Here is a 25041-nt window from a genome sequence, read left to right as displayed (position 1 = left end):
CCAAAAACAAAAAAAAGCGAGACCTTTGCCATAAATGGCAAAGGTCTCGCTAAGCACAGTACATGCCAACAAAGCCGATGGGTAGAAACCCATGTAATGACGACTTTGTTTCAGGATAAACCTGACGCTACTCCCCTTCACAGTGGAAGATTTTAAATTAAGTTTTTGGTACGAACGATGTTATGGCTTAATTGTACCCCGGATCAGGTTTTCTGTCTACCTATAAAATTCCTAAACTTTACTTTTTATCTAATATATGAGCATTTAATGATTCGTTCAAGTGGACCCGTTAGTTTCTAGGATCTACATAATCTGGATAATCCGTTATAATAGCGTCAACTCCCATTTCTAGCAGAAAGTCAGCAGACTCTTGACTTCGCACAGTCCATGATCCAATTTTCATATCAAGTGAATGTACTTGATTGACTAATTCTTTGGTTACAATACCATAGTTCGGGTTAAAGTAATCCGCATAAGCAGAAAAGTCTTGTAAGGCTTGCTTAGTTGTGTGTGCTCTAGAAGATGTTAGAACTCCAATTGGAGTTTTAGGGAGCAGATCATTCATTTTTTTCATAGATTCAAAGTTAAATGATTGAATAATGATTTTTTCATTTTGTGGCTTCTCAAGATGTTTTTCTTTTAATTCCTGGGCTACACTTTCTTCTATCCCCGGATAAAGCTCTGGTGCCTTTAATTCAATCAAAATACCAACTTTTCCATGATATCTATTTAATACCTCTTCAAACGTTGGGATTTTTTCTCCGCTAAATTGCTCTCCCTTCCAACTTCCTGCATCTAGGTTTTCGAGCTCTTCAAACGTTAAGTCGTTTACTTTCCCTGTACCGTCGGTTGTTCGGTCGACAGTCGTATCGTGAATGATGACTAATTCTCCATCTTTACTTCTTTGAACGTCAATTTCAATGTAGTCAGCTTTCATTTCTACGGCTTTATCAAATGCAGCAATCGTGTTTTCCGGTGCATATCCAGATGCACCGCGATGAGCTACATTATCAACCTTTCTTAGCTCACCTGTAGAATCTGTAGCAAATGTCTGATGAATTGGACTAAATAGGAATGTTAAAGCAATTCCAGCGCCAACTAATGCTTTCTTTTTCATTTTCATCATCTCTTCTTCATCTCCTACCCAAAATTTAAATACAAGTTCATTTTAGATAAGATATGTGTTCACAATATGTAGGTACGATTACAATTAAGTTAGGAATGGGTAAAGGAAGTTAGGAATATTTTCTTAATTGTCTTTACAACCTGATAAGTCAAAATTAAATAATAAAAAAATCTACTATTTCCGACAAAGATCTTCGCTAGATTGATTCTTCCTACCTTCTCTTGCTTAAGTTTTGTGAAGTAATTTAAGAAAATTCACCGATTATTATTACTGGCTACAACTCCTATAACCAATTTTATAAATAGTAGTAATTATGCATTTTATATTTAGATGTAGGTCTGATCGCCCGTAAAAGTGATTTGAATTTAATGTATACTTAATCCATATTATTTAGTGTGATAAACAAAACGAATGAAAGATAGGATTATTATCCTTTAAAAAATAGTTAATATTATGAACCTTATTTATTTTATGCAATTTATAACCGTTAACTTTCCTCCTTAATTTTATAAAGCTATGATTCATCTTAAGAAGTCTAATTATTCAAAACAGGGGATTTACATTGAAAAAAGCAAAGAACTGGTCTTCATTTATTTTAGGAAGCGTTTTAGCCTTAAGCTTAACTGCTTGTGGTTCTACTCAAACGTCAGAAAATGAAAGCGGTACCAAAGAGTCAAATTCAGCTTATCCTGAAAAACCTATCAAAATAACGGCTCCTTCTGGTGCTGGCAGTGGCCTCGATACAACAGCTCGTGCTCTAACGAAAGTCCTTTTAGGAGAGGAATTAGTATCTCAAACAATAACCGTTGAAAATAAACCTGGTGGGGGTCAAGCTGTTGGGGTAGCAGAATTTGTTTCTCAGGACTCAAAAGATCCCTATCAACTTTATCTCCCGTCTGTTCCACTTATCATTAATAATTTAAAGAAAGAGGGAAATAGTCCTTATTCGTACAATGATTTAACACCTCTTGCACAGTTAACTAAGGATTATGGAGCAATTGTTGTCCCAATTGATTCGAAATATAATGATTTAAAAACTCTTTTTGATGATTTAAAAGCAAACCCTGAGGAGATTACTCTTGCAGGTGGTTCAGCTCCAGGTTCACAGGATCATCTTGTTGCCATGTTACCTGCTGTAAAAGCAGGTGTCGATCCGAGCAAAATTAAATTTGTCTCTTATGATGGTGGCGGTGAGGCAATGACTGCGATATTAGGCGGAAATGCGGATGTACTCGCAACAGATATTTCCGGTACTGGTGAGTACCTTAAGGCAGGAAAAATTAAAGTTTTAGGCGTATCTTCACCTACTAGACTTTCAGGGGATTATAAAGATATTCCAACCTATGCTGAAGAAGGAATTGACGCGGAGTTTACAATTTGGCGTGGATTATTTGGACCAAAGGATATGCCCGATTATGCCGTTAAATACTGGGAAGAAAAATTAAAAGAACTTTCAGAAAGTCCTGAATGGCAAGAAGCCTTAAAGACAAACGGCTGGGAAAATGGCTATAAAAATGGAGAAGATTTTAAAGTATTCCTTAAAGAACAGGAAATCCTTATAGGTGAAATTCTTAGCTCTTTAGGCATGGAAAAATAATCCTGATTGGGGAGGTCACTTCTTCCCCAATTTTCATAGGTAGATGTGATTCATCATAATATAAGAAATAGTCTATACCTAAAATACTTAACATATAGGAGGTTATTTACTTGGATGATCATCAAATAAAAAAGGACGTTCAAAGACAATTTTCACAAAATGCTGAAAAATATGTCGCTAGTGAGTCACATGCAAAAGGTGATGATCTGTCTCTGATGGTTGATTGGCTTGACCCAAATCCAGATTGGATGGCCATAGATATTGCAACAGGTGGCGGTCATGTTACAAAGGCATTATCATCACATGTTAGTACGATTTTTGCTACTGATTTAACAAATCAAATGTTGGCAACAGCTAAGAAACACTTAGACTCCACTTGTAATAATGTATGGTATGTCCAAGCCGACGCTGAATCACTCCCTTTTTTAGATAGCACGTTTGACCTTGCAGTATGTCGTATTGCAGCACATCATTTTCCGAATCCTGAACTGTTTGTTCAAGAGGTTCATAGAGTTTTAAAGCCTGGTGGAAAGTTTTTATTGATCGATAATGTAGCACCAGATGATAAGGGTTTGGATCAATTTGTTAATACACTCGAAAAATTAAGAGATCCAAGCCACGGCCGAAGCTACACGATTAATGAATGGAAAAAATTGTTTCGTTCTTCAAGTTTTATAGAAGTACGGTCATCCAATCGAAAGAAAACGTATTCATTCCCTGTGTGGGTCAGCCGGACTGCAACAACTGAGGAACAAGTACAAGAAGTTCAAAATCATCTTTGCCTAGCTAATGATACAGTAAAGAACTATTTTGCTATTACAATTGAAGACGGTCAAATACTGTCTTTACATGTTGACGAGTTAATGATTCTATTGGAAAAATAAAAAACCACTCTGGGTGGTTTTTTATCTTTTTGGTCGATATCTTCTTTCAGGTCTCCCCACTGTTCCATAGATGACTTCCACATCGAACTCATTAGTTGCTACTAAGTATTCCATGTATCTTCTAACAGTTGAATGACTAGCACCAATCAATTGAGCCAATTCTTCATTATTTATGCTTTCTTCTCTTCCAGCCAATAAGGCTCGGACTTTTTTTAATGTATGCTTATCTATTCCTTTTGGTAAGGACTCACCCTCTACCAAAACACTTTTTTCAGTGGACTTGTTTCCGAGTCGAAAAAATTGATCGATTTCACCTTTATCGATAAATTTAATCGTTTTTAACTTTTGTTGTGATTGCTTATATTGTCTTAAAGTATCAAATAATTTATCAATGATAATAGGCTTGATTAAATAGCTAAATGCTCCTCCTCTCATTGCTTCACTCACTGTTTCAACATCATTAGCAGCAGTAATAAGAATCACATCCACTGAATGATTCTCCTTACGAATTTCACGTAATACCTCTAATCCATTCATATCAGGTAAAAATACATCAAGAAGGATAAGATCTGGTGTAATCACTCTCAATATCTCTAAAGCTTGTTTACCTGAAGTGGTAGACGCTACTACTTGAAAGCCGTCAAGCTTTTTCGTGAACTCTTCATATAGTTTGAGTGCAACCTCATCATCCTCTATAAGCATGACTGATATTGATTGTGTCATCTTTAAAGCTCCTTTCTACTTTCATACTTTCGGAATTACAATTGTAAATTTTGCTCCACCTAGTTCACTTTTTGACATATATATATGCCCGTTTAAAACATCTATTGAATCTTTAACAATGGCTAATCCAATGCCATGATTTTCTCCACTTTTTGTCGTATAGCCATCTGTAAAAACAATCTGTTGCAACTCGATATCAATACCGTATCCAGAATCCTCTATTTCAAAAATAAGGTCTTTACCAATATCGGTAAAAGAAATCTTGACCTTCCCGTTTATTCGATCCCTATCTCTAACTGCTTCCATTGCATTATCAATAATATTCCCTAATATTGTAACAAGTGATTTTGAGATTTCGGTCGAAGGAATGTCGATTAAATTACTTTCTTCATCAATTACTAATGAAACTCTTAACTCTTTTGAACGATTGATTTTTCCTAATAAGCAAGCAGCAATAAGAGGATCTTTTACAGAGGACATTAAAAAGTTAATAATATCCTGCCGTTCTCTTACTTCCCCGGAGATCATCTCGATCGCTCGGTCATATTGTTTAAGATTTAACAATCCATAGATTGTGTTTAACTTATTTAGGTACTCATGATTTTGGGCACGCATATTCTCAGATATTGTCTTGATTTTTGAAACTTCATTATTTATTTGTTCAATTTCAGAGATTGGACGAATCGTTAACACGACACCCTTTACCTTGTCTTCTTCAATGATTGGAGATGAATCCACAATATAAAGCTGATGTCCAAGGATAATATTCTGATTCACTAGCGTCATTTTGAAGCTAATGACTTCGTCTATTATCTTCCTCATACGAGAGTTCTCTATTGTGACCTCTTTCTCTCGGTAATGATTCTTTAACAGTTCTCTCGCCCTTTTATTCATCGAAGTAATTTGATAATAACTGTCTACAGTCACAATTGCATCACGTATTGCTTCTAATGTGGCTTCTTTTTCCTTAAACATAAATGAAATTTCTTCAGGTTCTAGGTTGAATATAAGGTTTTTCACCCGCCTTGCGATAAGAAAAGCACCCGCAACGCCTAGTAACAGGATAACCAAGGTGAGCTTCAAGACTGACGCTTTATTCTTTGCCACACTCTCTTTTACATCTTTGGTTAAAAAGCCAACAGAAGAAACACCAATTACATCACCTTTGCTATTAATAATGGGTGTCTTTGCCTTTATCGCATTTCCAGATATCCCTGTTCCCTCATAAATAATAGACTTACCTTCCTTAAGAACAGGTTCATTACTGGTACCCATCGTTTTACCAATGTTAATCGGGTTGTGATGTGAATATCTGATACCATCCCTATTCCCTATAACGACATATCCCGCCCCAGCTAATTCTCTTGTCATTTCTGCTATAGGTTGAATGGTTTTTGAAGGGTTTTGATCCTCAAATGCATGAATGATCTCTTCATTTTCAGCAATCAGTTTGGCAACAGTCATTGCTTGGTTTCCTAATGATTTTTCGGTTAGATCGTCAACCATACCTGTAAATAAAACGCTAACAAAAAATACACTACTAAAGATCATAATTGTTATAAGAAGGACAATCTGACTTAACAATTTCATTTTAATCTTTCTTTTAAAAAGGTACATAGTTGTCACCTCTACTTAATCGGATTCTACTATTTAAAAGAATTATACTTTTATATCAACCTATCCATACAAAACTCCCGCCAAATAAACAACCCCCGTCACCGTCACACTACTAAACAATGTCGAAAGGATGACAGCCTGTGCAGCGTACTCTGGATGATTATTATATTCTAATGCAAAAAGAGCACTATTCCTAGACGATGGAAACGAACTAGCAATTAATAACGCCTGTGCAGTTGTACCGTCCAATTTAAGTAGAGTAATAATAGTAAATGCTAGAATAGGAGATAGAATTAAACGACCGAATAAACTGAGGGTGAGTGGTAGTGAAAATTTCGTTATTTTTATAATAGCACTTTGTGCACCAAGTGTGATGAGTGCGATTGCTAGAAAGGAGTTTGAAATTGTTTCAATGGGTGTCCAGATAAAAAAAGGAATGGGAACTTCAAAGCGGTTTAGTAACAGCCCAATAATTAGTGCGTAAAGAATCGGTATCTTTAAAAACTCCTTAACCGCTTGCCATCCATTTGTTTTCACCGCAACAGAATTTATGAGTCCGTATGTATAGGTAAGAAGATTTTGAAAAATTAGCACGATCACTTGGATGGATAAACCGAGCGGATTGTCTTGAAAAACAAGTTGGCTAACTGGTAACCCAAAATTACCAGAGTTTTTCAGTACAACACTGTTTTTAAAGGTTGCTGAAATACCAGGCTCAAATCCGAATGCTTTTGAAGTCCCTGAACAAATAATCATCAAACAAAGGTTTTGCAGGAGCAGAAAGCCAATAACTGTTAAAAGTACATCTCCACTTATACTGCTTTGATAAATGTTTACAAAGCTAACGGCAGGAAGTAATAAAAACGTGCTTAATTTTGATAAGGTGTTCAAATCAAATAAGAATCTCCGATGAAGGAATGCACCTACTCCTATGAGCGCGAACACAGGAAAAATGACATTTAATAATATGAGATATAAAACTTCCATCTGCATGCTACTCCTCTTGTTTTATTCTAGAAAATGAAGAAGACTGCTACTCTAGCAGTCATCAGTCTCCTTCTCTCCTTAAGCTTCTTCATTAATAATGACATCTTTTCCTCTCATCGTTAAAATAATCGGGATAAGCATCCATAGTAATGCCGCCACTAAGAAAATAAGGGAAATTGGGTTTTGTAAGAAGATTAAAAAGTCTCCATTCGAAGTTGTTAATGCTCTTCTCATATTGTTTTCAATCATTGGACCTAATACTAGACCTAGAACAAGTGGTGCAACAGGATAATCGTTTTTAACTAATAAATAACCGACAACACCACAACCAATTAACAACATTAAATCAAATACGGTAAATTGCACGGCGTACACTCCAAAAATTGAAATAGCCACAATGATCGGAAGTAAGTATTTCTGAGGCGTTTCAATAATCTTCGCAAAGATTTTTACTAATGGTAAGTTTAAAATTAAAAGCATCAGATTGCCGATAAACATACTTGCAATTAGACCCCAGGCTACCTTAGGATGATCTGTAAATAAAAGTGGACCTGGCTGGACATTGTACATAATTAACGCACCCATTAAGATTGCCGTTGTCCCTGATCCTGGAATTCCAAGCGTTAATAATGGAATCATTGCGCCACCTGATGCTGCATTGTTTGCTGATTCAGGTGCAGCAACACCTTCGATGGCCCCTTTACCAAACTTACTTGGGTTTTTACTTATTTTTTTCTCCATAATATAAGAGAAAAAGGATGCCAATGTTGCGCCAGCCCCTGGAAGTACTCCAATGAAAAACCCTAGTAAAGATCCCCTAACAATCGGACCTGAGCTGGCTTTTAAGTCCTTCTTTGTTGGCAGGATTCTTCCTACTTTTGCAATCGTGCCGTCTGTCTGATCTTTCTCAAGTATCGTTTTAAATACTTCACCTAGAGCAAAAAGACCAACAGCGACAGTTAAAAACTCAATTCCAGAATACAGGACAGGTATTTCATACGTAAAACGTGCAACTCCTGAAACATTGTCCATCCCGATGGTTGCAACTAATAGCCCAACAACCGTCATAATCAATGCTTTTGTTCTCGACTTCCCTGCTAATCCACTTACTGCGCAAAGACCAAGTAACATCAATGAAAAATATTCTGCTGGACCGAATGATAAGGCCAAATTTGATAAAGGTTCTGCTAGTACTGCTAATCCTATTAAGGCGACAATTCCAGCAAAAAAAGAGCCGATTGCTGCAATCGAAAGGGCTGCACCAGCTCTTCCCTGTTTAGCCATTTGATAGCCATCTAACGCAGTTACAACAGAGGAGGATTCACCAGGAGTATTTAGTAGAATGGATGTTGTCGACCCTCCGTACATAGCACCGTAATAAACCCCAGCAAGTAATATGATTGAGCTAGCTGCAGCTGATTCAGGATCAAGCCCCGAAGTTAAACTTGCGGTAACAGGAATAAGTAAAGCAACACCACTCATTGGTCCAATCCCTGGCAAAACGCCTACTGCTGTTCCAATTATTACACCAACAAAGACGAACAATATATTATGCCATTGAAGTGCTGTAGCAAATCCTTGTAATAAAAACTGTAATGTATCCATATATCCGCCCCCTCGTTAAAACCAAATAGGTAATCCTGGTAGAGATCCTTCCAAAACGACAACAAACAAATAGTAAACCCCTAATGAAAAACTAGCCGAAATGATAAGGGACTTCCACAGTCCACCCTTTTCCATCACTTGAAAGCTTACGACTAAAAAGAAAAAGGTTGTTAAGATAAATCCTACTGTTTCAATGAAAAATGCATATAAAATAGCCGATATCAAGATAATGCTAAATTTCTTGTAATCTAATACCACTTTCCCTTTCTTATGGTCCATGTATTTAAACGTTTCATAGAAAAGCCTGAGGCTTAAAAGAATTAAAATTATCCCCAACATTAATGGGAAAATATTAGGTCCTACATTGCTTCCATAGGCACTTTCAGAAATTTTTCTGCTTTCTAAAACAAAAAATAGGCCAAGTAGTAAATAAAGAATGCTAGAATAGCGGTCAAATGTCTTGCTCATCCTCTTTAGTCCACCCCCGTTAATAGAATAGGAGAAGAATAAACAACTTCTCCTACAACAAATTAATCATTACTTCGACATGTCTAGTGCAGTTAGTAAATCTTTTATCACGTTATTTTGCTCTTCAAGAAACACCTTAAAATCTTCTGAGTTTTTATAATCACTTTCCCAGCCATTTGTTTTCAATTCTTCTTGCCATACTTCGTTTTCAGACATTTCTTTTAACGTTTTTTCCCAGTAAGCTAACTCATCTTCCTTCATTTCCTTTGGACCAAAAACACCACGCCAGATTGTAAATTCAGCATCAATTCCACTTTCTTTAAACGTAGGAACCTCCGCCAACTCTCCTTCTAAACGTTCAGTAGAACTAACTGCTAGCACTCGAACTTTACCCGACTTTACATACTCTCCAATTGTAGATGCATCTGTTGCGATCAAGTCAGCATTTCCTCCGAGTAACGCCGCAATTGCTTCACCGCCACCGTCATAAGAAACATATTTAACAGCTTTAGGATCGACACCGTATTTATAAGCTGGTAAAACCGCTACTAAATGATCCATCGAACCAGGTGCAGATCCTCCTGCTACCGTTACTTTTGTAGGGTCTGCTTTTATCGCGTCTAAAGCAGCCTTTAAATCTTTAAAAGGCGAATCCGCTTTTACGACAATCGCTCCGTAGTCACGAGTTAATTGTGCAAGAGGTGTTGTGTCTTTATATCCATAAGGACTGTTTCCTTCTTTTTTCTCATGGTTAATCAAGATTGGTGGTGAGTTTATGAGTAGTTTATATGGATTGTTTTTCTCTTGAGTTGCGTATTCAGCCATATAAACGGTTCCACCGCCACCCGGTTTATTTTCAACGGTCATTGTAGCATCAACTAATTTCGTTTCAGAAAGAACTTTCGCCAACGAACGAGCTGTTAAATCCCATCCTCCACCAGCACCTGAAGGAGCTACTAGACTAATAGGTTTCTCTGGATAATCGGAAGCGCTTTCATTTTCACCTGCAGTTTCTTCGTTTCCCCCACATGCCGCTAAAACTAAAATCAATACACCTATCAACATACCCATTAGTTGCTTTTTCATTTTGGTTCCCCCTTGAGATAATTTTCTTTTCACGTTACTAACTGTCAGTAATCCCTTTGGTCAACTGACACTAAGAACCTGATTAAGTTCTACTAAACATCAGAAGTTCGCTGATGGAAGTTGAACTATAAAAAAAGACAGCCTCGTAAGCGCTGTCTTAAAGTTAACAGAATATTTTATCTCTTGGAATCTTTCAGTCATAAGTTCAATAAACGTTAAAGAATTCATTTTGTTCATTAAATTTACAGATCAGTTCGGAAATATCTTCTCTCTGGTCGACCCACATTTCCATAGACTAAATCAGCGTAGACTTTTTTTTGTGAGATTAGATATTCCAAGTAACGTCTTGCTGTTGAACGGCTTACTCCAGACTCCTTACTCAATGTTTCTGCTGTTATCCCTAATTCATTAATTGTCGCTAAGTATTTAACAATTTTATTTAGTGTTAATGGATCAATACCCTTTGGTGAAGGATCTTCACTCACACTTTCTTCAGCTTTAACATTGGACCATAAGCTTTGAATATCAACTGCTGAAAGTGTATCGTTTATCTTGAATTTTTCTAGTTTTGTTCGGTAGTTTTCTAGACTGCTTTTAAATCGCTCAAAGGTAACGGGCTTTACAATATAGTCGGAAACCCCATTTCTGAGAGATTGGCTAACAATGTCTACCTCTGAAGACGCAGTAATCATAATAATATCAATATCCGGATGATGCTGGCGAATATATTTTACAAGCTCTGTCCCCAATATATCTGGTAAATAAACGTCGAGTAACACAAGTTGAGGTTGAATAAACTCAAGGAGCTCTTTCGCTTGTTCACCTGTAGTTGCGATTGCTAGTACTTCAAATCCTTCGACTTTTTTTGTAAATCTACTGTTTATTTCAGCGATTCGCGTATCGTCCTCAATAATGATTACCTCTATTTTGCTCACAGTTTAGCACCCCTTGTTTCCTTCGGTATGGCCACGATGAATAATGCACCATTAGATTCCCCTTTTTCAATGGCAATGCTACCTTCTAGCTCGGTTACTAATTCTTTTACACGCGATAATCCTAAGCCTCGATTCCCCCCCTCTTTTGTTGAAAAACCTCTTTCAAAAATGACAGCCAGCAACCCATCTTCTATTCCATCTCCCGAATCTTCTACTTCAATGAGAACGTCATTTCCTAGGTCTGTTATAAATAATCGAACCCACTTAATAGTACTCACTTGCTTTTCCGTTGATTCAAATGCATTAGTAATTAAGTTACCTAAAATGGATACGAAATAACTACGGTCAACATGCTGTGGCAACTCTTCTAAACTACTCTCTCGATCAAAAATAAATTCTATTTTTAATTCCTTAGCACGGTTATAAAAACCTATTAAAATGCCACCTAGCCACGGATCTTTTATTTTTTTCATAATAAACTGTACAAAGTCTTGATGATTTACCGTTTCCTCATGAATTAAGCTGAGTGCCTCCTCATTGGAACCTAATTGAATTAAACCCGATATTGTATAAAGTAGATTGTTAAATTCATGGGTTTGCGCTCTAAGGGCGTCCGTATATCGTTTTACTTGTGATAGCTCTTCTGTTAACTGTTCGATATCTGATTTTAATCGAAAGCTTGAAACAACTCCAATGACCTGTTCACCGTTTTTGACTGGTAAGCGGTTTGCGATAATTCGTTTGTTTCTAAGCACCATTTGTCGATCTAATTGTTTTTCACCTGTTTGAAGAACTTCTAGCATAGTCGTGGTCGGAATGATTTCAAGAACATGCTTACCAATCACTTCTTTCTCTGCACCCAGCGTAAGAATATCGTAGGCTGCTTGGTTCGCAATCACTATTTTCCCTTGATTGTTTACGACGAGTATTCCTTCTCGAACAGATTCAATCACAGCATTTCTCTCTGTATATAAGGTGATAATCTCTTCTGGTTCAAGTCCGAAAAGAATTCTTTTAATATTTTTCGCAAGTAAAATAGAGCCAAAAGAGCCTAACAAAAAGGCAAACAATGCAATCCAGATCAAGGGTTTTGTATATTCTGCAACTCTATGGTTAATATCGTCAATCGAAAACCCAACACTCACAACGCCGATAATTTCTCCACCAGGTGCTTTAATTGGCACCTTGCCACGCATAGATGGGCCAAGCGATCCAGTTGCTTTTGAAACATATGACTCTCCATATTCGAGTGCCCTGTTATTATCCCCACCCATCATTTTCTGACCGAGTCTCTCAGGCACAGGATGAGAATAACGAATCCCTTCTATATTACCAACGACAATGTATTTTGCGTCAATTTCCTTCCGCATTTTTTCAACAATTGGCTGAATGATTAGTGAAGGTTCCTCAGCTGAAAAAGCCTCCTGAATTTCTGGGATTAAAGACACCGTTGTTGCAACATGCAATGCTCTTTTCCCTAACTGCTGTTCAACTGTATTTGATAGAGTATGGTAATAAAAGAGACTACTCAATAAAACGATAAATAAGATCAGACTCACTGTGAAAATTGCAATTCGGTCTTGCAGCCTAAGTTTTTTAAATTTCCACATTGTTTTCCCTCTTAACCTGAAGTAGTGTTTAATTCTATGAATAGATACTATTTTAACAGAAAATTTTGTTAGCCATGATGAAATTTCCAATATTTAAGTTACCAAGCTAGATTCAAGAAGTAGGAGCTACAATAGCAGCAATTGGTCAAACAAATGAGGCATAGATAGAGAGGAAATTAAAAATACGTGCTGACATGCACAAAAAAACCATCAAGTAGCGACTTAATGCTTCTTTTGATGGGATTGTGCCATTACCCCCAAAAGCAAATTAAATTAGCAGTTTGTTTGTAGATGGTTATAAATGAAGGCCTTTACATAATCAATAAAAAAATAAAAAAATTTCGCATTTTTCCCCATATTTACTCAATTGGTAAAATAAAAGTAAAAACAGTCTTCCCATTAGAACTTTGCTTTAGAAATAGATTACCATGCTGAGCTTTTGCTAAAAGCAAACTATAAGGCAGTCCTAGACCAAGACCTCTTTCAACATGTTTTTTGTTGTCGCCGCGATAAAATCGTTCAAAAATAAATGTCTGCTCTTCTACAGCTATTCCATATCCATTATCTTTTACTTCAATTGTTACAAAGCGAGTCTCTTGGGAGAGTTCAATTGTAATTTCGCCTTTCTCCTTTTCTTTCACAGCATGTAAACTATTGTTTAAAAGGTTTATGATTATTTGCTGAATTCTTACCGCATCTCCAACTGCAAAAAGATCGTTTGCCATCGTACTCACCTGCAAGTTGATGTTTGATAACTGTGATAGATGGACAATTTCCCATTGATAGACAATCTCTTTTAGCATTCTAGCAACATTTATCTGTTCATTATTTACTTTAATTGAGCCTGCACTAAAACTATTAAAATCTAGTAAATCTTCTACCATGCTTTGTAGTCTCTTTGATTCTTTCAAAGACATTAGCAGAAACTCCTTTTTCCTTTCTTCAGAAACAACATCATCTTTAACAGCCTGAATCAAGGCGCTAACCGATGTTATTGGCGTTTTTAACTCATGAGTTACACCCGCTAATAACTGAGTTCTTAATGTCTCTAACTTTTTTAATCGTTGTGTCATTTCTTTAAACGAAACAATAAGTTGGTGTAGTTCCTTCTCTTGTACATTATCATTCAATTCAACATCGTAATTTCCCTTCATAAGTTCCTGTGCTGCACTAGCTACTTGTTCGATAGGCTTTGCTAATTCTTTTGAAAGCGAGTAGATGACAAGCCACCCTAGTATAGCCAAGCTAATCAGTAACAAGGCTAACAATTGATATTCTTCTTGATTGATATTTGTCAATTCATTAATAGGCTGAAAAATAACAACAGCTCCAATAACATCTTTTTCAAACTTTATTGGTGACATAACCGCGTATGCTGTTCGAGAATTTGTTAATTCTACCTTTTTCACTGTTAATTGCTCAGTGAGATCAAGAGACTTTAACAGCTGAACTTCGTCATCTTCTATATTTGGTCCGGGTCTTCGAGGATGCGGTGTTAATATGTCTCCATTACTGTTTTTTATATAGATGTGAAGAGGCTCACGAATATTAAGAAACTTTTCCCGTTCCTCTAAAATAAACGGTAATCTTGGGCCCATCATGATCTGACCAGTTTCCCCTACCGCTCGATCAGAGAGTTCTTGTGCAAGCAATTTTGTTAAATCTAGTTTTGTCTCGATCGTGCTGTGTCGAATCCATAAAAATGACGCTACACCAATAATAATGAGTCCTATCACCAACGTTATTAAATAGCGTTTTGTCCAATGGTATAATAATGGCGTTTTTACATGTTTTCTAGTGAATGAAAAACTGGTAACCCAAGCCCAGAAACGTTTTAATCTCGCCATCTGAAGTATCCCACCCACTTAATATTTTGCGAATTCTTTTAATCGCGAGGTCAACTGCACGGTCACTTCCATCATAATCATAGCCCCATACATTCTCGATGAGCTGTTCTCTTGTAAAGGTTCGATTAGGGTGCTCTACTAAGAAAAGAAAAAGAGAGAGATCCCTTGGTGTAAAATAGATCTCAATACCATTTAAAAATACTTGAAGAGATAAGAAGTTGATTTTTAGAGAGCCAAAGAATTTCACCTTTTCATTTTCTTGCAATTGTGGAGACCGCCTTAAGACAGCATTAACTCTAGCGACAACTTCCTCTGCTACAAACGGCTTTGTAATAAAATCATCTGCGCCACCACCAAAACCTTTTAATTTATGATCCGTATCTGACAGGGCAGTTAGCATGATTACAGGGCACGAGCTTTTGTCCCGAATTTGTTGCAATACATCCCATCCATTAAGTTTTGGCATCATAATATCCAATAAAATAAGGGAGGGTCGAACCTCTTCAACTTTTCGCAACGCTTCAAGCCCATCATAGGCATATGTGACATCATGTCCCTCTTTTTGTAAATAAGCTCCTAAAACCATTGAAATCGCTAGTTCATCTTCAACAATTAATATCTGTTTCATGTGATCGCCCTTTTGTTTTCATTATTTAATTATACATAAGAAAAGCGCAAGGCGCCCGCTTATCGGCGACAAGCATAAGACGTGCCGGCTGGAAGGTTGTTCTTTAACCTTCTGGACGGATTGGCTTATGACCTCGAGCCGATGGCGCCTGGAGCTAGACACAAAAACTAAGTACAAAAAACTTATACTTTCTTATCTTTGAACAAAAGCGCAAGCGCCTGAAACAGCCCCGACAAGCATAAGGCGATTCTAAATAGAAGGCGTTCTTTGCCTTCAATTTAGAATTGACTTATGACCTCGAGGCAGTCGAGAACGCGACGTCCTGTCGCTTCGACTGCACTAGCACGTCCTGTGCGTCGGGGCTAGGCGCTGGAGCTTGATTCAGAAACGCATACTGAGTCCTAGATTTATATAAATTCTGTTGTATGAAAAAAAGGACTAACTAGTCAGCCCTCCTATCATTAATATCTTAATGCATCTAATGGACGAAGATTTGCTGCTTTATTTGCTGGGAAAATGCCAAACACAACGCCAATCAATATGGAAAAACTAACAGCAATGGCTACTACCCACCATGATATAACGATGGCCATATCTAATACGATTGATAAGGCTTCAGCACTTCCAACTCCAATTAAAACACCAACTATTCCGCCAAGACCACTTAATACAGCCGCTTCTATTAAAAATTGTGTTAAAATATCTTTCTTTTTTGCACCAATTGCTTTTCTAATTCCAATTTCTCTTGTTCTTTCTGTTACAGAAACTAACATAATATTCATTATTCCAATTCCACCAACGAGTAGTGAGATACTAGCAATACCTGCTAGAAGAAGAGTCATTGTACTTGTAACCGAGGATAAGGCTTCAGCGATACTGGACTGATTACGTACAAAATAGTTGGATTCCTCACCACTGAATGCATTGTAAAGTTCTCGCTCGATTTTAGCCATTCCCAACTCAACTGTATCTTCAGAAGTCATCTTTATATCAGCAGATGAGATAATCGTTTGTTCAAAAAAACGTTGTGCTGTAGATAATGGGATAAGGGCCATATCGTCTACAGAGCCTTGTAACTCCTCTCCCTGTTCTGCAAGTACCCCAACTACCTTAAAAGATGTTCCATCCATTTTCACTTCATTCCCAACTGGACTTGTAAATCCAAATAACTCAGTCGCTAAATTAGATCCTAGTAAAATCACTTTATTTCGATTTGCTTCATCAATTTCCAAAATAAATCGACCCGCTTCTACTGTCGTATCTTTAACGTTCTCATAAGGAGCGGTCACACCTGTTATTGAAACACTATCAGAGCTAACAGTTCCGTAGTTAAGTGAGCCACTTCCTATAACGGTTGGAGAAACAGCTTCCACTTCTTCTAAATCTTCAAATGCGATGAGATCATCATAGTCAATGATTTCCTCACTAGCCGTGTTACCTGGTAGTGAAACAGAGACCATAGTTGTCCCTAAACCGGATACTTCTTTTGACACTGATTGTGACGCTCCTTGTCCTAGTGACACTAGGGCTATCACAGCTGATACACCTATAATAATACCAAGCATCGTTAGAAGGGAACGCAGTTTGTTACTTGTAATATTTTTCAATGCAATTTTTGTTGCTTGACCTATGTTCAATGGATTACAGCCTCCTTCCGCTCCGATATTTTACCATCTTGAATGGTAATCACACGTTTTGCTTGACCTGCAATCATTTTGTCATGAGTTATTAAAATAATCGTATGTCCCTGCTTATTTAAATTTTTTATTAAGTTCATCACTTCTAATCCAGTTTTACTATCTAACGCTCCCGTAGGTTCATCTGCAAGGAGAATCGGTGGATTTCCTGCAAGCGCACGAGCAATTGCCACACGCTGTTGCTGACCACCAGATAGTTCAGTAGGTCTGTGGCTTGCTCTGTCAGCTAGACCTACTTTCTTTAATGCACTGATAACAATTTCTTTTCGCTTACTCCCATTGTAACCACGATATATTAGCGGTAATTCTACATTTTCAAAGGCAGTATGCTTTGAAAGAAGATTAAAAGACTGAAAGATAAATCCAACCTTTGTATTTCTTACATCTGCTAGTTGACTATTCTTTAAAGTAAACACATTCTTACCATCTAGAAAATAGTCTCCAGAGTCTGGTACATCAAGACAGCCAATCATGTTCATAAGAGTTGACTTTCCAGACCCCGATGGCCCAATGATTGCGATAAAGTCTCCTCTATTTACTACGAAACTAACTTCATCAAGTGCTTTTACTGTTTCTCCACCCATCGTATATGATTTGCTCAAGTTCTTTATCTCAACAATTTTTTTATCTTCAATCATTGCCCATCTTCTCCTCCATTCCCACCTTGTCTCATTCCACCTTGTCTCATGTTTTCACCACCCGGCATACCTCCACCTGGGAAGCCACTATTTTGGAACATATTTCGCATATTTTCAGCATCATCACTGGAAGGAAGAGTTGGTAGAATGACTTCTTCTCCCTCCGTTAAACCGTTTGTAACTTCTGCTACATCTTCATTTTGAAGTCCCACTTCCACCGTTTTTTGCGTCATTTGAGGTTCATCGTTCTCTTCATCTGCTTTCGTTTCATCTTCTAGAGCTGCATTCTCTTCAACCGGAACTTGTACAAAATATTGATTTCCTTCCTTTTGAACAGCTTCAATTGGAACGGTCACAATGTTTTCTTTACTCTCCGTTGTTATTGTAGCCTCAGCTGTCATCCCTACTTTAATCCCTTTAGGATTCTCAATTTTGACATTAACAGCATATTTCGAAACACTGCTTTCTGACTCTTCATTGGCTTCTTTGGCTACACCTGTTACTGTCCCAGTGAATTCCTGATCGGGAAGAGCTGTTACCTCAATCTTTGCAGCTTGTCCTACTGCCACTTTAGAGATATCAAGTTCATCCACATTGACGATCATTTCTAAATTATTATAATTTGTTACCTCTACCATCTCGGTTCCCATCGCTACTGATTTATCTTCTTCAACACTTAGGGTTGTAACTTCACCAGAAAATGGTGCTTCAATTGAATCTATATCCTCTTCAAACGTTATTAATTCATCGCCTTCTTCAACCGTATCACCCTCTTCAATCAAAACCTCTTCAACTGTTGCATTGTCATTTGAACTAATGATTTCCTTATTAATAGAAGAAATACTTCCCGTTCCATTAACTGTAATAGCAATATTTCCAATCTCCGCAACTGCTGTCTGAGTTTCAATGACAGGTGTACTTGCGACCTCTCTTTTGTTTTTAATTAAACCGAATGCTGTAGCTGTAATCCCGACTACAAATACAAAAACAATTAAACCAATCGTCCATTTTTTCATTAATTTCTTCCTCTCCTGTTATCGTTATCTTTTTAGAAGTATCATTCACAAGGACTAGATTAAACTAGGAATATGTCAGGGAAATGTCAAAGAAAAAATTCTCGAAGAAATTAATGTAGGTTGTGATGAATTGTTTGGAGGGAAGTCATACTTTATTGACATAACACTAGATAAAAAACACGCTTCGCTAAAAGAATATTTTTAGCAAAGCGTGTTTTTCCTGTTAGATATTAAGATTATTCGTTCACTTGTATATTATTATTAAAGTGTTCACATCTTACCAAGCATCTGCTTAACCTCATCCATCAACTCACAAATCAGCTGTTTAGCCGAAATATTCCCTTTTTGCAGTCGAGTCGCTTGTCCCGCCCATAGTGACATGTAGTCAGGATTATTTTGCTTTGCCGCTGCTTTGCGAATGTCAGTTGTAAGTGTATTCTGACTAGGGAAAGGGAGAGGCTCAATTCCTAAATTCTCAAATTCCGAAATGAATTTATTTTTTATTCCCCTAGCTGGTCTACCTGAGAAGCTTTTGGTTATGACCGTGCTTTCTTCATTGCTTTGTAAGAGTGCATCTTTGTAAGCAGGGTGAATTCCCGATTCTTTACATGTAAGAAATTGCGTTCCCATTTGGACACCTTGTGCGCCAAGAGCCAGGCTTGCGACTATTCCTCTTGCATCCATAATTCCTCCGGCTGCGACGACTGGGACATTCACGTGGTCTACGACTTGAGGGACTAAAGAAAACGTACCGATATTTGCACCATTCGGGAATGTATTTATATCAAATGTACTTCTATGTCCTCCAGCATCACTACCTTGGGCGACAATTACGTCAGAGCCGGCTTGTTCTGCAAGGATCGCTTCGTTTACAGTAGTCACCATTGTTATCACTTTTATTCCTCTTTCTTTTGCTAGCTGCATTTTTTCAGTCGATAGATGGCCGAATGCAGTACTAATGATTGGAATTTTCTCATCTAGTAGTACTTGGAATTGTTCATCAAATAAACTTTCTGTTTTTATATTGGAGTTGCCATAGGTTATGTTAAGGTCTTGACGAAAAGAGTTAAGAGCGCTTTGAACTTCTCTTAAATTTGTTAAGTTATCATCCATAGTTGTGCAAAATAAGTTAACAGCAAACGGTTTATTTACACGTGATTTCACTTCTTTAATCGTTTTGCGTATATCTTCCGGTTTCATATAGGCAGCACCTAATGTCGCCAAACCCCCTGCCTCTGAAACACCTACTAGTAAATCAACAGTTGTAGCACCACCAGCCATACCAGCTTGGATAATTGGGTTTTCTATCTGTAATAAATGACATAGCTTTGATTCTAATATTCTAAGCATCCTATTCCCCTCCAAATTAAAACAGTGTGTTAATACTTTTAATTATGTTTAACACGTCTATTTTCCTTTATAAAAATCCCTGAAATTATAAAAGCAGCATTTCAAAATTGAAATGCTGCTTTTTCATATGAAGTTACACTGCCAATTTAGATGATTTTTCAACTTCAAGCTCAGCTGGTGGATGGAATTCATTTTCCATCTTCGAAACAACGACTGTTGCAACACCGTTTCCTATCAGGTTCGTGATGGCACGAGCTTCTGACATAAATCGGTCAACCCCTAATAATAAAGCCATACCTTCGACAGGAATCATTGGAAATGCTGCAAGAGTGGCTGCTAATGTAATAAAGCCTGAACCTGTTACACCTGCTGCTCCTTTAGAGGTTAACATTAAGACTGCTAACAGCGTTACCAGCTGCATAATTGTTAACTCAACGCCATACGCCTGGGCGATAAAGACGGCAGCCATCGACAGGTAGATAGAAGTTCCGTCTAAGTTAAATGAATAACCTGTTGGTACAACTAATCCTACGACCGATTTTGAACACCCGTAATTCTCTAGCTTTTGCATCAGCTTTGGAAGCGCTGATTCTGAAGATGAGGTACCTAACACTAAAAGTATTTCTTCTTTAATATAAGCGATAAACTTTGTGATGCTGAATCCGTAGTATTTTGCAATTGCACCTAATACTAAGAAGATAAAAAGAAACATTGTGATATAAACGGATCCCATTAATTTCCCTAGAGAAACTAATGACCCAATTCCAAAGTTACCGATTGTATAAGCCATTGCCCCGAAAGCTGCAATTGGTGAAACCTTCATAATCATGTTAACGATTGCAAAGAAAATATCGGTTAATTTCTGAAAGAGAGAAATAACGGGTGTTGCCTTTTCCCCTAATGAGGCAGTTGCAAGACCAAATAAAACCGCAAAGAATAAGATCGGCAGTAAATCCCCGCCTGCCATTGCCGCAACAGCATTTTCAGGAACAATACTCATAACAAACTCCATTAATCCATGCTCTGAATCTGCTGCCTGTTCAGTAAATTGTGAAACAGCTCCGCCATCAGCTGCACTTGTATTAAAACCAACACCAGGTTGAATTAGGGTAACTACGAGTATTCCAATTGCTAAAGCAAAGGTGGTGACAACCTCGAAGTATAGCAATGCTTTACCACCAATACGACCGACCTTTTTCAAATCTCCCATACTACCAATCCCGATGACAACCGTAAAGAATATAATTGGTGCGATGACCATTTTTATAAGCTTAATAAAGATGTCTGCTAATACTTTAAGCTGGGCACCAAACTCTGGAAAAACAAACCCTACTGCAATACCTAATATAATCGCCAAAACAACTTGAACAGTTAAGTTTTTAAAGTTAATTTTCATTTTACCAATCCCCTCTAACAACTTTATTGATACCGCTTTCATAAATGTTGTTAAATGTATATTAACTGATAATTAAGAACCTTTATATTTATGGTGATAATGGTCTTTTTGGTCTTTTTGGTCTTTTTGGTCAGTCCTTAGTAGCTTATCTCTTCAGGTCGGCTAGGTGATACCTTTTTGTTTTGCAGCCAGGCATGTTCTGTGCTCAGATTTTGATGTCCAAACGTTTCCACAGTTTAAAAAAGTTATAATCTCCTAAAAAGCGAAAAGTGAGACAGAATTATTCTGCCTCACTTTCTTTTAAGAGATTAGTCAGATGTTTATTAAACTTTGGACTAACCCAACTTTTATATGTTTCATATGCAGGTTGGAGTTTTTTTGACCACTCCACCTTCTCTTGATCTGAAAGATAATGGATCTTAATCGTTGATTTTTCTTTAATCTCGTTAAGCTGACCTTGATTTAATTGCTCGGACTCTTTTAATATCCACTGTGTTGTTTCATTCATCGCATCTTCTAAATCGGTTTGGACGTCGCTCGGTAGCTTATTCCAAAAATCCTTGTTCATTAATACAGTATATCCTAGAAAGCCATGATTACTAACTGTCATATAGTCCTGTCGTTCATATAAACGCTTTGAATAAATATTAGAAATTGTGTTTTCTTGTCCATCGAATTTATTTTCCTCGAGTGATTTATATACTTCATTAAATGGAACAACAATAGATTCCGCATTCAGTAGTTTAAATTGCTCCTCAATAATTCCACTTGGCATAATTCTAAACCTTTGCCCTTTAAAATCCTCGGGCTTTATCAATGGTTTTTGATTGCTTGTCATCTGTTTGAACCCGTTGCTCCAAAGTGCAAGTCCTTTTATTCCAGCTTGCTCATGAAGTGCTAAAAACTCAGCCCCGATAACCCCTGTAAATACATGGTTCACATCATTATAATCTTTAAATAGAAAAGGTAAATCAAAAAGTGCCCATTCTGGAGATTTCTTTGTCATTTTAGAAAAAGATGGTGCAATCATTTGAACATCATTTCTAGCTAAAGCTTCCATTTCTTCATCATCTGAGTATAGTGCACCATTAGGCCTAACTTCTACGGTCACACGCCCATCCGTTTTTTCATTTGCTAATTCAGCAAATTTTTGTGCGGCTAAACCTTTTGGAGTATTCTCAGCTACAACATGGCTGAACCTGATGACAATTTGATCCTTTAAACCAACTTGTTCATCATCATAATCCATTTTATTATTTCCCATAAAATCTTTAGCAATGAAGAATGTAAAGAATACTATTACGGCAACAGTTATGCTTGTTATAAAGAAAATTTTCATAGGGTTCACTTCTTTTTTTAATTTTTCTATTAGCTTTAGTGTAACACGGTGAGTTTTCACATGGTAAAATAAAAGTCATAATCGCTTAGGTCATGAGAGGAAGCAACATGTTGATTCGTTTTTCGATCCAAACTAAAATTACAGGGTTAATCTTTTTTATTGTTGGATTTTCACTCTTGCTAGCAGGAATGGTAATCATCGGAAACTTTATTAAGTCTCACGAAGATGACTTGAGGCAGCAATCACTTCTAACCGCTCGTACTGTAGCAGAGCTCCCTGAAGTTCAAAACAGTATGGAAGGAACTTCACAAGATCGTAAGGCAATTAATCAATTAGTCGAACCGATTCGAGTTATTCATAAAGCGGATTATATTGTGGTTTTAGATATGCATAAAGTGCGCCTGTCTCATCCAATTCCAAGTCTAATCGGTGAAATCTCTAGTGGGATTGATGAAAGCCCTGCTTTTGCCGAACATACGTATACTACAAGGGCAAAAGGTGAAGCTGGTACAGTTATTCGGACTTTTGTTCCAATTATAAATCAGGATCATCAACAAAACGGAGTTGTAATCGCTGGTTTTTTACTTCCTACCTTTTTTGAAATTCTCTCCGAATTAGGAACAGAAATAATACTAACAGCAGGTCTTTCCTTATTTTTCGGAGGTTGGGGAGCATGGATACTTGCTTCTCATATAAAAAAGGAAATGTTTGAACTTGAACCGCATGAGATTGCGAGACTACTCGTTGAGCGAACTGAAACGTTCAACGCCATGCATGAAGGTGTCATAGCTATTGATAAGGATGAGAGAATCACGATCTTTAATCAAAAGGCGAAAGAAATGATGGGTATTTCGGGTGATGTGATTGGAAAGAAAATTACAGCCATTATTCCTGATACTAGGTTACCTGAAATTTTATACTTAAAAAGTCCTATTTATAATAAAGAGCTTAAGGTACTCAATTTAGATATTCTAAGTAATCGGATTCCAATTAAAATAAAGCAGCAAACTGTAGGTGCTGTCGCTATTTTCCAGGACCGAACAGAAGTAAAGAAGCTTGCTGAAGAATTAACTGGAGTAAGGGCATTTGTAAGTGCGCTGCGCATTCAAAACCATGAGCATATGAATAAACTCCATACAATTGCAGGTCTTATCCAGTTAGGAAACAAAGACATGGCGCTTGACTATGTTTTTCAAATTGCAGATGAGCAGGAGGAGTTAACCCGATTTCTAGGCAAGAATATAAAAAGTGATAGTCTGTCAGGGTTGTTACTCAGCAAGGTAAGTCGGGGTAAAGAATTAGGGATCACTGTATCTATTGACCGTAATAGTAATCTAACATCTTTCCCCGCTCCTCTAGACCACCATGATTTTGTTATCATTATTGGGAATTTAATTGAAAATGCATTTGATTCTCTAAAAGACCTTGATTTTTCTGAAAAAGAAGTATATATCAGTATGGAGCAAAACTCAGAAGTTCTCTCCCTCCTTGTTGAGGATAATGGGTCCGGAATTACAAGTGAGCATATTCCAGCTATTTTTGAAGTGGGATTTTCTACAAAAGCAAACGATGTTCGGGGAATTGGGTTACATCTGGTTAAACAGATTGTTGAAAAAGCGAATGGAAGTATTGACATTCAAACTGAGCCTGGCAAAGGCACAAGCTTTATCATAACCTTTGATATGGATGAAAAAAGGGAATAAGTCAGATATCGTTCAGTAAGGGGTAAATAGATGAAAAATCAAAAGGTGAACGTTTTTCTTATTGAAGATGATCCAATGGTTCAACAGATCAACAAGCAATTTATTGAAAAAATTGAAGGATTTAAAATCATTGGATGTGCTTCAAATGGGAAGGAAGGTATCGAGTTTATTAAGAAACATCAACCGGATCTTGCTTTTATTGATATTTTCATGCCAGGGCAAGATGGAATTACGACAATGCAACAAATTCGTTCATTAGAATTAACAACTGATATTATCGCCATTACTGCAGCAAGCGATATTGAAACTGTTCGAACGGTTTTACAGTTAGGTGCCGTCGATTACATCATGAAGCCCTTTAAGTTCGAGCGAATAAAACAAGCACTTGAAAATTATCAAAACTATCATTCACATCTTCATAATAAGGAATCCATTTCTCAAAAAGAATTGGATCGTCTTTTTTCTCATAAAGGTGGTGCAGACACCGAAAACATTCCAAAAGGGTTAAATGCGTTAACTCTCAAGAAAATCAAACAATTCTTACAGGAACAGGAATCTGCGATATCTGCAGAAAAAGTAGCAAAAGGAGTAGGACTTGCAAGAGTCACAGCGAGGCGTTACTTAGAATATATGGAACAAGGTGGAATCGTAACGATTCAAATTGAATATGGTGCTATAGGTAGACCCGTTAATCGATATATCATTTCATAGGACCATCACTGCAGGGAGTTTGAATGCATACTATTTTTATTATTCCCTTACACTCTTATCTAGTCTATTTTTTTAGAT

21 protein-coding genes are annotated in these 25041 nt (G+C 37.1%); 4 read left to right on the top strand and 17 right to left on the bottom strand.

Going from position 1 to position 25041, the window contains the following annotated elements; genetic code table 11:
• Positions 1-289: 289 nt before the first annotated feature.
• On the bottom strand, positions 290-1117 hold the full coding sequence (locus tag ACFFIX_RS06420) for a glycerophosphodiester phosphodiesterase (protein ID WP_378931939.1): 828 nt from the start codon (positions 1115-1117) through the stop codon (positions 290-292).
• Positions 1118-1688: 571 nt separating this feature from the next.
• Here ACFFIX_RS06420 and ACFFIX_RS06415 point away from each other — a divergent pair.
• Both ACFFIX_RS06415 and ACFFIX_RS06410 read left to right on the top strand, forming a co-directional pair.
• Positions 1689-2723 (top strand): Bug family tripartite tricarboxylate transporter substrate binding protein, encoded by a 1035-nt coding sequence (locus ACFFIX_RS06415; RefSeq protein ID WP_378931731.1) that lies wholly within the window; start codon positions 1689-1691, stop codon positions 2721-2723.
• A gap of 110 nt (positions 2724-2833) precedes the next feature.
• Positions 2834-3607 carry a class I SAM-dependent methyltransferase gene (locus tag ACFFIX_RS06410; RefSeq protein WP_378931729.1) on the top strand — a complete coding sequence of 258 codons (774 nt, stop codon included), beginning with the start codon at positions 2834-2836 and terminating at the stop codon, positions 3605-3607.
• Positions 3608-3628: 21 nt separating this feature from the next.
• Here ACFFIX_RS06410 and ACFFIX_RS06405 read toward each other — a convergent pair whose 3' ends face one another.
• The 16 genes from ACFFIX_RS06405 to ACFFIX_RS06330 all read right to left on the bottom strand — a co-directional run bounded on the left by ACFFIX_RS06405 (position 3629) and on the right by ACFFIX_RS06330 (position 22549).
• Positions 3629-4330, bottom strand: coding sequence for a response regulator (locus tag ACFFIX_RS06405; RefSeq protein WP_378931727.1), 702 nt, complete (start codon positions 4328-4330; stop codon positions 3629-3631).
• Positions 4331-4351: 21 nt separating this feature from the next.
• Positions 4352-5920 (bottom strand): ATP-binding protein, encoded by a 1569-nt coding sequence (locus ACFFIX_RS06400; RefSeq protein ID WP_378931725.1) that lies wholly within the window; start codon positions 5918-5920, stop codon positions 4352-4354.
• A gap of 87 nt (positions 5921-6007) precedes the next feature.
• The gene (locus ACFFIX_RS06395) at positions 6008-6934 is read right to left on the bottom strand and encodes an AEC family transporter (protein ID WP_378931723.1); all 927 of its coding nucleotides are present in this window, start codon (positions 6932-6934) and stop codon (positions 6008-6010) included.
• Between the two features lie 78 nt (positions 6935-7012).
• On the bottom strand, positions 7013-8539 hold the full coding sequence (locus ACFFIX_RS06390) for a tripartite tricarboxylate transporter permease (RefSeq protein WP_378931721.1): 1527 nt from the start codon (positions 8537-8539) through the stop codon (positions 7013-7015).
• Between the two features lie 15 nt (positions 8540-8554).
• The gene (locus ACFFIX_RS06385) at positions 8555-9007 is read right to left on the bottom strand and encodes a tripartite tricarboxylate transporter TctB family protein (RefSeq protein ID WP_378931719.1); all 453 of its coding nucleotides are present in this window, start codon (positions 9005-9007) and stop codon (positions 8555-8557) included.
• Positions 9008-9076: 69 nt separating this feature from the next.
• Positions 9077-10093 (bottom strand): tripartite tricarboxylate transporter substrate binding protein, encoded by a 1017-nt coding sequence (locus tag ACFFIX_RS06380; RefSeq protein ID WP_378931717.1) that lies wholly within the window; start codon positions 10091-10093, stop codon positions 9077-9079.
• Between the two features lie 242 nt (positions 10094-10335).
• A complete protein-coding gene (locus ACFFIX_RS06375; protein WP_378931715.1) occupies positions 10336-11028 on the bottom strand; it encodes a response regulator in 693 nt (230 codons plus the stop codon).
• Entirely contained in the window at positions 11025-12638 is a 1614-nt protein-coding gene (locus ACFFIX_RS06370; protein WP_378931713.1) for an ATP-binding protein, read from the bottom strand. The genes ACFFIX_RS06375 and ACFFIX_RS06370 overlap by 4 nt, the downstream gene beginning before the upstream one ends.
• Positions 12639-12997: 359 nt before the next feature.
• On the bottom strand, positions 12998-14485 hold the full coding sequence (locus tag ACFFIX_RS06365; protein ID WP_378931711.1) for a HAMP domain-containing sensor histidine kinase: 1488 nt from the start codon (positions 14483-14485) through the stop codon (positions 12998-13000).
• Positions 14433-15113 (bottom strand): response regulator transcription factor, encoded by a 681-nt coding sequence (locus tag ACFFIX_RS06360; RefSeq protein ID WP_378931709.1) that lies wholly within the window; start codon positions 15111-15113, stop codon positions 14433-14435. The genes ACFFIX_RS06365 and ACFFIX_RS06360 overlap by 53 nt, the downstream gene beginning before the upstream one ends.
• 461 nt (positions 15114-15574) lie before the next feature.
• Positions 15575-16750 carry an ABC transporter permease gene (locus tag ACFFIX_RS06355; protein WP_378931707.1) on the bottom strand — a complete coding sequence of 392 codons (1176 nt, stop codon included), beginning with the start codon at positions 16748-16750 and terminating at the stop codon, positions 15575-15577.
• A complete protein-coding gene (locus tag ACFFIX_RS06350) occupies positions 16747-17448 on the bottom strand; it encodes an ABC transporter ATP-binding protein (protein WP_378931705.1) in 702 nt (233 codons plus the stop codon). The genes ACFFIX_RS06355 and ACFFIX_RS06350 overlap by 4 nt, the downstream gene beginning before the upstream one ends.
• Positions 17445-18464, bottom strand: a complete 1020-nt coding sequence (locus ACFFIX_RS06345; RefSeq protein WP_378931703.1) for an efflux RND transporter periplasmic adaptor subunit — start codon at positions 18462-18464, stop codon at positions 17445-17447. Before ACFFIX_RS06345 ends, ACFFIX_RS06350 begins: the two co-directional genes overlap by 4 nt.
• 270 nt (positions 18465-18734) lie before the next feature.
• Positions 18735-19814 carry an NAD(P)H-dependent flavin oxidoreductase gene (locus ACFFIX_RS06340; protein WP_378931701.1) on the bottom strand — a complete coding sequence of 360 codons (1080 nt, stop codon included), beginning with the start codon at positions 19812-19814 and terminating at the stop codon, positions 18735-18737.
• A 133-nt stretch (positions 19815-19947) separates the two neighbouring features.
• Complete coding sequence (locus tag ACFFIX_RS06335) at positions 19948-21210, bottom strand: dicarboxylate/amino acid:cation symporter (protein ID WP_378931699.1); 1263 nt, start codon at positions 21208-21210, stop codon at positions 19948-19950.
• 280 nt (positions 21211-21490) lie between these two features.
• A complete protein-coding gene (locus ACFFIX_RS06330; RefSeq protein WP_378931697.1) occupies positions 21491-22549 on the bottom strand; it encodes a DctP family TRAP transporter solute-binding subunit in 1059 nt (352 codons plus the stop codon).
• A gap of 110 nt (positions 22550-22659) precedes the next feature.
• On the opposite strand from ACFFIX_RS06330, the gene ACFFIX_RS06325 reads away from it, so the two are divergent.
• Together ACFFIX_RS06325 and ACFFIX_RS06320 are read left to right on the top strand one after the other, a co-directional pair.
• A complete protein-coding gene (locus ACFFIX_RS06325) occupies positions 22660-24252 on the top strand; it encodes an ATP-binding protein (RefSeq protein WP_378931938.1) in 1593 nt (530 codons plus the stop codon).
• Between the two features lie 30 nt (positions 24253-24282).
• On the top strand, positions 24283-24963 hold the full coding sequence (locus ACFFIX_RS06320; RefSeq protein ID WP_378931695.1) for a response regulator: 681 nt from the start codon (positions 24283-24285) through the stop codon (positions 24961-24963).
• Positions 24964-25041: the final 78 nt, after the last annotated feature.

It is taken from the genome of Metabacillus herbersteinensis, assembly GCF_042433335.1.
In the GTDB taxonomy this organism is placed as follows: domain Bacteria; phylum Bacillota; class Bacilli; order Bacillales; family Bacillaceae; genus Metabacillus; species Metabacillus herbersteinensis.
This window is presented reverse-complemented; position numbering and strand designations above follow the sequence as displayed.